At 37.4% G+C, this 11,987-nt stretch carries 12 protein-coding genes; 5 read left to right on the forward strand and 7 right to left on the reverse strand.

Annotated features, from left to right (window positions below; all coding sequences use genetic code 11):
* Positions 1–261: 261 nt before the first annotated feature.
* The 3 genes from V7108_RS06340 to V7108_RS06350 all read right to left on the reverse strand — a co-directional run bounded on the left by V7108_RS06340 (position 262) and on the right by V7108_RS06350 (position 3,234).
* On the reverse strand, positions 262–636 hold the full coding sequence (locus V7108_RS06340; RefSeq protein WP_335567593.1) for a DoxX family protein: 375 nt from the start codon (positions 634–636) through the stop codon (positions 262–264).
* A 378-nt stretch (positions 637–1,014) separates the two neighbouring features.
* Positions 1,015–2,232 (reverse strand): CaiB/BaiF CoA transferase family protein, encoded by a 1,218-nt coding sequence (locus tag V7108_RS06345; protein ID WP_335567594.1) that lies wholly within the window; start codon positions 2,230–2,232, stop codon positions 1,015–1,017.
* Positions 2,233–2,280: 48 nt separating this feature from the next.
* Positions 2,281–3,234: an MBL fold metallo-hydrolase gene (locus tag V7108_RS06350; protein ID WP_335567759.1), complete on the reverse strand. Its 954-nt coding sequence runs from the start codon at positions 3,232–3,234 to the stop codon at positions 2,281–2,283.
* Between the two features lie 357 nt (positions 3,235–3,591).
* Here V7108_RS06350 and V7108_RS06355 point away from each other — a divergent pair, with 357 nt between their 5' ends.
* The 5 genes from V7108_RS06355 to V7108_RS06375 all read left to right on the forward strand — a co-directional run bounded on the left by V7108_RS06355 (position 3,592) and on the right by V7108_RS06375 (position 8,120).
* Complete coding sequence (locus tag V7108_RS06355; RefSeq protein ID WP_335567595.1) at positions 3,592–4,071, forward strand: hypothetical protein; 480 nt, start codon at positions 3,592–3,594, stop codon at positions 4,069–4,071.
* Positions 4,029–4,526: an FkbM family methyltransferase gene (locus V7108_RS06360; protein ID WP_335567596.1), complete on the forward strand. Its 498-nt coding sequence runs from the start codon at positions 4,029–4,031 to the stop codon at positions 4,524–4,526. The genes V7108_RS06355 and V7108_RS06360 overlap by 43 nt, the downstream gene beginning before the upstream one ends.
* Positions 4,527–4,663: 137 nt before the next feature.
* Positions 4,664–6,259, forward strand: coding sequence for an acetolactate synthase large subunit (locus V7108_RS06365; RefSeq protein ID WP_335567597.1), 1,596 nt, complete (start codon positions 4,664–4,666; stop codon positions 6,257–6,259).
* Positions 6,260–6,648: 389 nt separating this feature from the next.
* Positions 6,649–7,026 (forward strand): GntR family transcriptional regulator, encoded by a 378-nt coding sequence (locus V7108_RS06370; RefSeq protein WP_335567598.1) that lies wholly within the window; start codon positions 6,649–6,651, stop codon positions 7,024–7,026.
* 2 nt (positions 7,027–7,028) lie between these two features.
* On the forward strand, positions 7,029–8,120 hold the full coding sequence (locus V7108_RS06375; RefSeq protein ID WP_335567599.1) for a DUF1648 domain-containing protein: 1,092 nt from the start codon (positions 7,029–7,031) through the stop codon (positions 8,118–8,120).
* A gap of 88 nt (positions 8,121–8,208) precedes the next feature.
* Here V7108_RS06375 and V7108_RS06380 read toward each other — a convergent pair whose 3' ends face one another.
* The 4 genes from V7108_RS06380 to V7108_RS06395 all read right to left on the reverse strand — a co-directional run bounded on the left by V7108_RS06380 (position 8,209) and on the right by V7108_RS06395 (position 11,964).
* On the reverse strand, positions 8,209–9,408 hold the full coding sequence (locus V7108_RS06380; RefSeq protein WP_335567600.1) for an MFS transporter: 1,200 nt from the start codon (positions 9,406–9,408) through the stop codon (positions 8,209–8,211).
* 122 nt (positions 9,409–9,530) lie between these two features.
* Positions 9,531–10,367 (reverse strand): enoyl-CoA hydratase/isomerase family protein, encoded by an 837-nt coding sequence (locus V7108_RS06385; protein ID WP_335567601.1) that lies wholly within the window; start codon positions 10,365–10,367, stop codon positions 9,531–9,533.
* A gap of 46 nt (positions 10,368–10,413) precedes the next feature.
* Positions 10,414–10,977, reverse strand: a complete 564-nt coding sequence (locus V7108_RS06390) for an OsmC family protein (protein ID WP_335567602.1) — start codon at positions 10,975–10,977, stop codon at positions 10,414–10,416.
* A 30-nt stretch (positions 10,978–11,007) separates the two neighbouring features.
* Positions 11,008–11,964: an NAD(P)H-dependent flavin oxidoreductase gene (locus V7108_RS06395; RefSeq protein WP_335567603.1), complete on the reverse strand. Its 957-nt coding sequence runs from the start codon at positions 11,962–11,964 to the stop codon at positions 11,008–11,010.
* Between the last annotated feature and the right edge of the window lie 23 nt (positions 11,965–11,987).

An 11,987-nucleotide genomic window follows, 5' to 3' on the forward strand; every position in this document is an offset into this window, starting at 1 on the left:
AAGTAAATCTAATGTACAAATGAATGAAAGAATAAATAGTGACTTATGCATTTTAAGAGGTTTAATAGTTTCTATTATACTAATTGATCCACTTTATGAAAAGGCTTTCAAATGCCAGCATTATACTATAATATAAAAATTTAGATAACGCCTTTTAAATGTGTCGAAACTTGTTAACATAATATAATTATGTAATAAAACATCCCTAAAAAAATAGGACTTCTAAAATAGAAGTCCCAGTCATTAATTATTTATTTGAATTTACCAAGTCCAGTTTGTGATGGAAAGTAACATTAATGCTGCAGCTGCTAATGCCAAATTCTTAAGGAATTGACTTTGTTCCCCTGCCCTTGCTGTCTGATCCTCAATCTTCCAGTAATTATGCATTACGAAGGCTGAAACCACTAAGAATAGTACTAATAAATAGAGACCCCATTCGACCCAATATGCCGTAAGGATACTTAATCCTCCCGCAAGGAGTACTAATCCTGTTATGACTACCGATAGACCAGGTGCTGGGACCCCCTTATAAGAGGCATACTGCTTTAAACCTTGAAATTGGATGAAATGATTAAGACCAGAATAAACAAAATAAAGACCAAAAACTGCACGACCCACCAGCCATAGCCAATCCATTCATGCATCATCCTTTCATGAGGTTTGTTACTTCCACTATAAATATATACTTTTTATTATCAGAATATTCCTAACACATTCAATTGTATTTCTCACTTATTTGTAAGAACTGTACGCTTTATTGAATAAACTGTATGGTTTTTGTAAAAACTTTACGCTTTTCATCCAGACTGTACGCTTTTTCAGTCAAACTGCACCGTTTTATGTAGAAACTTTATACTTTCTTTACACTTTTATAGTCTAATTATTTATAACTGCCGCTAATTCTAAGGTTATCAATATCGGAAAGGATGAACTGTATGTCAGAGACAGTTCTTAAAGCAACCAATATTTCAAAAGTACTCTTTTTTTAAGTTAACATAATATGATTATATAACTTCATCTATTCGTTGCATCTCCCCTATTTTTAAATTGTCTCCCTAAAATTCCTTTATCCGCGAATGCTTCAATTGCTTGTGAATCAAAGCCCGCCTCTTTTAAAATTTCCTCCGAATGGGTTCCAGTCGGTACACCTGTAAAATGATATTCTGCAGGTTGTGAAGAAAACTTTATCGGAAAGCCGATTTGCTTTTGAGTACCGCCTTGTGATTTCCGTACAGAAACCACTAAGTCCCTTGCCTTTATTTGAGGGTGATTAACCGATTCTGAAAATTTCAGCACCGGCTCGACACAGCCATCAAAGTCATCACCAAGGATAGTTAGCCATTCATCAAACGATTTTTGTTTAAAGGCCTCTGTTAGCTTCATCTTAAAAGCCTGTTGATCCGCTACATGTGGACTGCTGCTAAGTTTTACAAGCTCACGATCCCCTATTAATTGACAAAGTTTCGCTTGGAATTGTGGTTCTAAACTGCCGACCGAAAAATAACGGTGGTCAAGCGTCTCATAATAGTCGTAATAAGACCCGCCGTTTAACAGGAGTGATTCAGCTTCCGGTTCTCTCCCTCCAACTAAATATCTTGAGCCAAACATCGTATTTAAGGAAAAGACCGCATCGGTTATGCTTAAATCGATATACTGACCTTCGCCAGTATTTTTACGATGGTAAACAGCAGCTAGAATACCTATGACCGCCGGCATTGAACCTCCTGCAAGATCTGCAACTTGAATCCCTGCTGGAACAGGTGCTTGTTCCTTTCTAGAAGAATAGCTGGCAGCTCCCGCAATTGCTAAATAGTTAATATCATGTCCAGCACGGTTCCGAAGTGGACCCGTTTGCCCATACCCAGTAATTGAGCAATAAATAATATCAGGCTTGATTTCTTTGAGTTTTTCATAGCCTATGCCCAATCTCTCCATAACCCCTGGCCGGAACTGTTCAACGACAATGTCATATTCCTGGACCAACTGGTAAACTACTTCTCTTGCTTCAACCAGTTTTAAATCTAATGCTAATGACCGCTTAGAGCGTTGCAATTGTCCAAATACCGCTGAAACTTCCCCATCCATCGGCTCAAGAAGCTTCACTAAATCCACACGATCAGGAGATTCCACTTTAATCACATCTGCTCCCATATCTGCAAGCATCATCGTGGCAAATGGACCTGGCAGGAGTGTAGTAAAATCCAAAATCTTTAAACCGTTTAATATCCCCATATTTCCCCTCTCCCTGCTAATCTTGATTAACTTTAAATCAAAAAAGGGTTATTTGATCATTGCACGATAATACAATTTATCGTCCTTCCGCTCACTATATACTTCACCACTCTTTTCAAGATATATAAGTCGTGTAATAGTGGCCAAAAATGGAGCAAAAAATTTTGTCGGACTTAAGCTTCTATATAGTTCTTGACATATCTGCCATGATGTTTTTTCATCATTTTCTATAGAAATTAAGATTTGTTGTAAGCGATGTTTGTGTCCTGATATCATTTCGTCTATCCGATCGTTTAGATTAAAAATTAGCTTACCATGACCAGGGAGTGCTATCTTGGTAGAAAATGCTTTTAATCTTTCCAATGAGTCAAAATTATCCTTTATTGGATTCTCGTCGTTTTCTGACCAAATTGCTATGATTGGAGAAAGCCCAGCGAGAACATGATCGCCTGTAATCATTACCTGCTGATTCTTATTATAAAAACAGAAATGATCTGAAGAATGCCCTGGAGTCCAAATTGATTTATACGTTTCGTCCCCTAGCATAATTGATTGCTCTTTTTCAAATAGACCATCAGGTTCAAATTCATAGGCGGCCGCCTCTGGATTCTCCATATTTTTAGGTATTTCAGGACCACCATGTGTTTTTAAGAATTCACGCATCCAATTTGTATCTACATTTTTTCGTTTTCTTAGTAGTTCTTTATAACCCAAACTTGAAATATAGACAGGAACATGATGATGTTCCTGAAACCATCTAGCAAGACCAATATGGTCAGGATGAGCATGTGTAAGTACTAATTTATCGACTGTAATTCCCGAAGCTAACGTTTTTTCCCAAATATCGATTGATTCCTTTGCTTCACTGCCTGTGTCAACAATTATAAAACCATTTTCTCCCTGAAATAAAAAGCTGTTCATTTCATACATTCCAAACGGATATCGAACGACAAGCTGATAAATTCCTTCTGAAACTTTCGTCAGGGTTGGATAATCTTCCATCAATAAAAACTCCTCCACTACAATATGTACATCTAATTATAATCCATCCAGCATTTATTTTTGCTTTTCTTGCACTTATTTACAGAATATTTTTAATTTTGATTCTGAAATGTCAATACAGATCTTTTAATCATCTTATTTGATAAAAATTTGCCCCCACGAGGTAGCACGCCAAAATTAGCTTGGCTTCACCAATTTTAAAATTCTCTCAGAGGTAATAATGTCTTCCTCAAGGTATTTTCAAGCCCCAGCATTATCATTGTAAATTTATTGTTAATCTTTCTGCATTCTAAAGGAGTTTTCATATGTAATAGAAAATTCTATGAATATAGTGATGTAATTTATAGGAGGGGGAAAATGAACACGCTAGCTTCTGCAGGAAAGACTTTCTTATTAAAAATGTGGGAAAATTATCCAAGGACGTGGAAGTTTTTAATTGATGTAGGGATCTTTCTAAAATACAAAACCTTGAATACAAGTAAAATTCCAAACGAAATTGTGCTGCTTTCCTCTAATTCGATTTTTGTCAATTCAGAAGAAAATCGTGGCAGGGCATTGTTGATCAGCAATGGAATGACGCAGAAGCGCCTGACAAATTTTTGGAGTTTAGCCGTGAAAGAATATTCACCCGATGTGGCTATCGATGTAGGTGTAAACTATGGAGAATGTATTTTCTCAACCAATTATCCTCCACACACACAAATTTATGGAGTTGAAGCGAATTCAGATTTGTTAAAGTTTATCCATCAATCAAAAGAGGTTCATCCCAATAAAGACCAAATGAAGATCTTAATGTGTTTGCGGCAGATAAAGAAGAAGAAAAAACGTTCTATGTAGATAAACATTGGTCTGGTACCTCTTCTGCAGCCTATCGTCCTACACACGATATGGTTGAACAAACTACTGTTAGCTCTGTCAGTATTGATTCGATCATTGAAGAGGATGTTACAAACAAAAATATTTTATTTAAAGTAGATGTTGAGGGATATGAAGCATTTGTTCTAAGAGGAATGACAGAACTCATTCAGAAAAGTGCTTCTGCTCTAGGTTTCATTGAGTTTAATAGTGAATATATAGAAAAAACCGGGGTAAATGTAAATAATTTCTTGCAGTTTTTACAACAACATTTTTCAGTATACATCTATAAAAAAGATAAACTTGTAAATGGAAATCTACTGACTCTTACAGATTTACAAAAACTTTTTGAGTCAAATTATGTTCATACCGATATCATTTTAGTGAAGAATGGAAAAAAACAAATAGATTTACACCTGCTTTCTTCCGCATCATAGTGTATAAACCGGGCATGGTTCATTCGTTCCCGTATTTTTTTTGACTTCTTTCATAAGGACCTTTTTCTACAGCACTGGATTACCATTCCATTTAATGGGGAAAATAGGAAAAGTGTATTTTGAAAGGAGACTCTTCTATGAAAGCGACAGATTTACTCGTTCAATGCTTAGAGAATGAGGGAGTTGAGTATATTTTTGGGATTATGGGATCAGAAACCCTTGATCTGATGGATTCCTTGTCCAAATCGAAACAAATTCAGTTTATCAATGTTCGTCATGAGCAAGGTGCAGCTTTTATGGCTGATGTTTACGGCAGATTATCAAAAAAACCTGGCGTCTGTTTAGCGACATTAGGACCAGGAGCTACAAACCTATTGACTGGCATAGCAAGCGCAAATCTTGATCATTCACCGGTTGTGGCGATTACAGGACAAGCTGGTTTTGAAAGGCAGCATCTTGAATCGCATCAATATATTGATATCGTTAAACTTTTTGAACCGGCTACAAAGTGGAGTGTGCAAATAAAAGATTCACAAACGATTCCTACTATTATACGAAAAGCTTTCCGAGTAGCACAAATGGAAAATCCTGGTGCTGTATTAATTGAATTGCCTGAGAACTTAGCACCACAAATGATTCCCGGTAACCCATTGCCTGTTAAACCTATTCCAAAAAGCATCCCTACTTCACAAGCGATTGATGACGCTCGTAAGTTAATTGGTCAGAGTCAAAGACCACTTGTCTTGGTTGGAAACGGGGTAATCAGGCAAGAAGCAGTTTTTGAACTACTTACATTTATCGAAAAGTTGCAATCCCCTGTTATCCATAGTTTTATGGCAAAAGGAGTTTTACCGAAAGATCACCAACAAAATTATTTTACATTTGGTTTTAATATGCAAGATGAAGCATTACCAATAATTGAGGAGTCCGATTTAGTTATCGTTGTTGGATTTGACTTTGTTGAAAAGCTTCCTAAAGATTGGAATAAAAAGAAGCGTCCTATTTTACATATCCATCCACTTCCTGCCGAAATGGATCAGCATTACTCTGTGAAGAGCGAATTGGTTGGGCATTTGATCGAAACTTTAAGCATGCTTAACAAACAGTCTATTCCGTCGAAACAATGGGTTCCTAGTGGAAATCTACAGGAAAAGATTCGGACAGCTTATCATATTGATAGCGAACAGAATGAAAATCTATCCCTCAAGATAGAGAATGTCTTAAAAGTAATTGAAAAACAATCTATGGAACAGACGATTGTAATATCTGATGTCGGCTCCCACAAGGTCTCTATTGCCCGTACCTATCAACCAAAACAAGCCGGGAGGCTCATCATTTCAAACGGATTAGCCTCCATGGGAATTGCCGTACCTGGCTCCATCGGTGCTAAATTGGCTTGTCCTGAAGCCACGGTTATTTGTATTACTGGGGATGGTGGGGCATTAATGAATATTTCCGAAATCGAGACTGCAAAACGATTAGGCCTATCTTTTATTATTATTGTGTTAAATGATTCAACATTAAAATTAGAAAAACAAATGATGCAGCAAAAATTCGCTAATACTTTTGGAACAAACTTTGGTAACCCCGACTTTGTGCAGCTTGCCGAAAGCTTTGGAATTAAGGGGGTACGCTCCAATGATTTAAATGAGTTTGAGCAAGTATTAAAGACTGCTTTAAATCAGACAAACGAGGTAACCTTGATCGATGTGAAAACAGAAATAGATGGTTAGTATGGCGACAAGGCTCTGTTTTTATAAAGCCCAGATAGGAGATAGATTAATGGAAAAGTGCTTCATGAAGACCCAATTGGTGATCCGTTAACAATACGGGCCTCATGAACGACTCATGAAGCCCGAAAAATAGATCATGAATCATTACGGGACTCATGAATAATTCATTGAGTCCCATTTCCCCTCTTTCACAGCAATCTCTCCCCTAGTAAAGACTGTAACCATTATTGCCTCAACAGATTTCCGGTTTGATATCTTCATAGCCCCAATCCTATCTCATAAAAATGACCTAAATTCCAATTATGGCATTTCCAAACTTACCTTTTTGTTATAGATGAAATAGAACAACCGTGTTATACTAAATATATAACAGATTGGAGGGAAAACAGGTGCTTATTCGAATTGAACCCGAATCTGATACTCCGATTTACGCACAAATATCAAATCAAATTATAGAAGGAATTGCACGAGGATTCATTCAGCCAGGGGAATCGCTTCCTTCTGTGCGAGCTTTTGCGGCAGATCTTGGCGTTAACATGCATACGGTCAATAAAAGCTACCACCAATTAGAGCAAAAGGGAATTATACGAATTGTTCCAAAATCAGGCGCTATTATCTCTTCACCACACGATTTCACGGAAGTCTCTTACAATAGATTAAAAGATGATTATAAACCCCTCATTGCAGAATCTCTTGTGTTAGGATTGTCAAAAAAACAAATCCAAGAGCTCGTTACAGCATTAATAAAAGATATTAAGGAGGAATAACTATGACTCTTGCAATATTTCTTATAATTTCAATTATATTGGCTGGGATCCAAACCGCCGTTCCTTTTTTAGTCAAACGAACGGTTATTTTCGGTGTCACAGTACCAGAAAAACACCTAAATAATGAAAAGCTGAAAGCTTATAAAAAGTGGTATGCATACACCGTAGGCATTCTCTCATTTTTAGCTTTGGCTGTCTTTCTTCTTTGGGCAATATTAACTCACCCCGCCGAAGAACAAACCGTGTTTATCGGGACGCTTATTCAATTTGGGATTATTTTGTTTAGCCTTTCGCTATATTTTTTCTTTCATGGAAAAACGCAACAAATAAAAAGAGAAAGTAATTGGATGGAGAACTTAAAACAAGTAAAATTCACAGATTTATCCGTTCGGGCTCAGGATGAAATGCTTCCTTGGCAAGTATATTTACTTCCCATCATCATTACAATAGGAGTTATCAGCTTTACAGTTTTCCAATATGACCTTCTTCCCGAGCAGATTCCAACTCATTGGGGAATCAATGGTGAAGCGGATGCCTTTACAGAGAAAACTCCCATGTCAGCCATCCTGCTGCCACTCACACTTTTACTTATGCAGCTCATGTATTTAGGGATTCAAGTTGGTACGAAAAAATCTGGCATTAAATTAAGTGCAACCAGTACAAATGCTTCCCGGTTACGTCAGCTAACCTTACGAAAATATACAAGCTGGTTTATGTTTCTTGTTAGTTTGCTGCTTACCGTAATGTTCAGTTTCTTTCAGTTAAGAATGATTTATCCTGATTTATTAGATGGAACTATTATGGCAGCAACACCTGTCATTTTCCTTGCCGTTGTATTAGCAGGTACCATTGCGTTTGCGATAAAAGTTGGGCGTTCTGATAAAGTCTCTATCGATGTGACAGAAGAAAAAATAACAGATTACGATGAGGATTCCCACTGGGTAGGCGGCCTCTTTTATTTCAACAAAAATGATCCCTCCATCTTTGTGGAAAAACGATTTGGCGTAGGTATGACCATCAACTTTGGCAACCCCATCGGTTATATCATTTTCATAGTGCCTCTGGTGGCAATTATATTATTTAATGTATTATAGTTTTCTCGTAATCATCCAAAAAGCTCCAAACTCTTTTAAAGAGCTTGGAGCTTTTTACATAGAATAGTTCAATTTTTCCAATTAAATACTAGGAATCGTATGCACTAGATTCATAGTACTTAAACTTAACCATTGATATGATTCCTAGAATAGGACCAATGCTCAAAAGAATAAACACAAACCTCCAACCAATAAAAGTTTGAATGATTGGAATTAAGTTTATTGATAGGATTGTGATTAGAAAACCAATACACATCTGCAAAGTAAGTGCTGTTCCGATATATTCTGATTCGGCAAATTCTGTAATTCCGACGGAAAATTGTGCAGAGTCAGCGATGACTGAGGCTCCCCAGATGATTGATACCAATACTGTTAACCAGATGACACCCCCAAAAGTAAAACCAATTAAGATTGCACACAATCCACTAATCGACATACAGATAATCGTCAAATTGGCCCTTCCGATCTTATCTGCCAATATACCGCCTGCTATACAACCTATCCCCCCTGCTACCCCAATTGAGGTAAATGTCGTAAACATACTAAGCATTGGATCTGAATTGGGTGAAGAGCGTAAAAAACTTGCAGTTAAAAATGCGGGGAGCCAGGTCCACATCGCGTACAACTCCCACATATGGCCAAAGTAACCATAATTCGCCAGCATGATCGGTTTATTTTTAAGAATCTTTTCAAAAATAGAAAAAGACCAAGAACTTTTATTAGGTGCCATTTGATTATCAGGTAAGAGGACCAAAATTAGGATTGCTGCCATCAAGGCAAGGATCGAAGTAGTCATCAGTACCCAGCTGCTATCCATATTTATGGTAAAGATCGATATAAAATGCGGCATAGAGGAACCCAAAGTTAAAGCAGCAATCAAAATGCCGGTTGCCAAGCCGCGTTGTTTTGGAAACCAATGTGCAATTATTTTAACCGATGTTGGATAAACACCTGCTAACGTAACTCCAGTCAATATTCGCAATACAATACCGAATGCTGCCTGGTCTGCCGTAATCAAGAATCCATTAAGTAGTGCTCCTAACAGGGCTGAGATAGCAAATAATTTTCTAACACTATATCGATCAGTTAACCCAAAATAAGAACTAAAAAAAGCACCTATGACAAATCCTGACGGAATGGACGCGGCCAGAAAAGCCTCCTCTAACGGAGATAGACTCCAGCTTTGTTTTAATTCAGGGGCAATAACGGATGCACTAAACCACAGACTTAAGCAAAAAATTACCGATATTCCAATTATTGTTAATGCCAGCCATCGATTATTGACCATCTTCCACACCTCCTCCCTAAGATATATACCAAGAAATATGTAAAAAATATAGCTAGTCTCTAAAAAATAACAAACCCCTTAGTTGGAGTTTGTTATTTTCTAGTTATTACATGAATAATTTATCATGTAAAGTCTTTATTTGCATCGGATAGAAAACTTTTTAATCCTTCTCGTTTAATTTTACTTCCAATGGCTGCAGTTTGTTTCTCGGAATTTAGGAAAAACATAGAAATGGCTGCTTCTAAATGGTAGTCTAGAGACTCCTTAATATTCATCATTTCATAAATTTTATTAATGGAGACCTTCGTTATTTTAAGTGCAGATGGTGGAATATTTGCCATCTTTTCTGCGAGTTTAAAAGATTCTTTCATTAATTCCTCTTGTGGAACTACTTTATTATAAACCCCTATTCTTAATCCTTCTTCTGCATCTACAGAATCTCCTGTAAATAATAGTTCTTTTGCCTTTCTAATCCCGAGAACCCAAGGCATCATTAAGGTACCAGGTGCAGCACCGAATCGTATTTCAGGTTCACCGAATAATGCTTTATCAGAAGCAATCGCTATATCTGCTGACAATACCCAATCTGCAGCCCCTCCCAAAGCGTAACCATCTACCGCAGCTATGACAGGAACTCTTAAGTTCCACATCTTCATTGAAACACGTAATAATGACTCTAAGTGATCCCTCCAAACCTCTGATGGCTCTTCCCCAATCGGAGTGGGCAAATCGTATGTCTTTTTCAAATCAGCACCGGCGGAAAAATTATTATTTGCCCCTGTGAGGATAACAGCTCGAATACTTTTGTTATGATCAACAAGATCTAGTGCATGATAAACGTCCTTTGTAAGTTGGTCGCTAATTGCATTAAGATGTTTCGGTCTATTCAAGGTTATGACTGCAATGTTTTTAGTAATTGAAAAATCTATCGTTTCAAATTTGTTTTCATCCATTTCCATTATCATAAAACCTCCAACAATATTTATACAAACTACCTTAAAAGTGCTATCTTTCAATTACTAATTCAGAAACCACATTTACCTCATCCGCAATCGTTGCTCGGTTTGGAGATGTCTCTATCACCTTTTGATGAATCTCATGCAAATCTTCTTCACTTCCATCTGCCTTTACTCGAATAATATATTTAACCTCCTTCATTCCAATTGGAGAAGTCGGATTCACCTCAAGAAAACCTCTCAAATCCAGTCCGCCTTCGATCTCAATCTCTAGTTTATCAAGTTTAATTCCCTTTACTGCTGCACCTACGGTATAACCAACCATCATACAAGCACCAAATCCACCTAACAAATATTCCTGCGGAGTTGGTTTTGAATCATTACCAAGGAGCTGTGGCGGCTCGTCAATTTCAAAAGAAAAGTTTCTTTTTAATTCTTGTTTCCCAAGTGTTATTCCTTGAGTGGTCACTTTTGTTTTTGTACCGCCTAGCCACTCTAGCTTCACTTTATAATCAATCATGGCATCCTCTGCATTTTCACTGATCACTTTCTTGTAGTTATTAAGTCCCTCTACGTCAATACCATTTATTAATTCGTTTACTTTATTTGTCATTGTATTTCCTCCTTTGATTTTTTAAAATAATTAACTGAACCTCTTATACATTTCTTCTGCCTCATGGATCATGTCGCTAATTAATTGTGAAACAGGTTTGACATCGCGAATTCTCCCTATGACTTGACCAGCCCAGCCAAATCCTTGTTCTTCTGATCCTTCATATATAAAGCGTTTATTCGCATTGCCACTAATTAAGTCTTTTAAATTTTCATATGTCGGTAATTCTTGTTCAGCAGATATGATTTTATCCGTCCATTGGTTCCTAATAGCACGTGCGGGAGCTCCAATACTCCGTTTTATGACAACTGTATCTGTTTCTTCACTTTCTACAATCTTTTGCTTATATGCATGATTGGCATGAACACATTCTTCTGTTGCTATGAATCGTGTACCCATTTCTATTCCCTCGGCACCTAACGCTAAAGCTGCAAGTAACCCTCTGCCATCTCCAATTCCCCCTGAGGCAATAACTGGAATCGAAACAGCGTCTACTACTTGAGGGACTAGAACCATGGTTCCAACATCATCACGCCCAAGGTGCCCTCCACCTTCTTGCCCCACGACCATTACAGCATCTGCTCCTAGTTTCTCAGCCTTGATTGCTTGTTTCTTTGAAGCAACTAAGACGAGCTTTTTAACATCCACTCCAGCTAATTCGTTAAAGATAGGAGTAGGATTTCCGCCTGTCATTGAAATTACTGGAACCTCCTCATCCACAGCAACCTGCAACATATGAGTAAAAGAGCGACCATGATCTCCAATAGCAAAATTAACACCAAATGGTTTATCAGTTTTCTCACGTGTTTTAATAATCTCTTCTCTTAATTCTGAAGGAGTGGATAAACTCATGGCTGTTATTTGTCCAAGACCACCAGCATTCGATACAGCTGAAGCAAGTTCTGAGTAAGCAAGATATGCAAGGCCCCCCTGAATAATGGGGTAACGTATACCCAACAACTTTGTTATTCTCGTTTCAAATTTCATTTTATTCTCCACCTATTTCCTAA

Source organism: Neobacillus vireti, assembly GCF_036962345.1.
Lineage (GTDB): Bacteria > Bacillota > Bacilli > Bacillales > Cytobacillaceae > Neobacillus > Neobacillus vireti_A.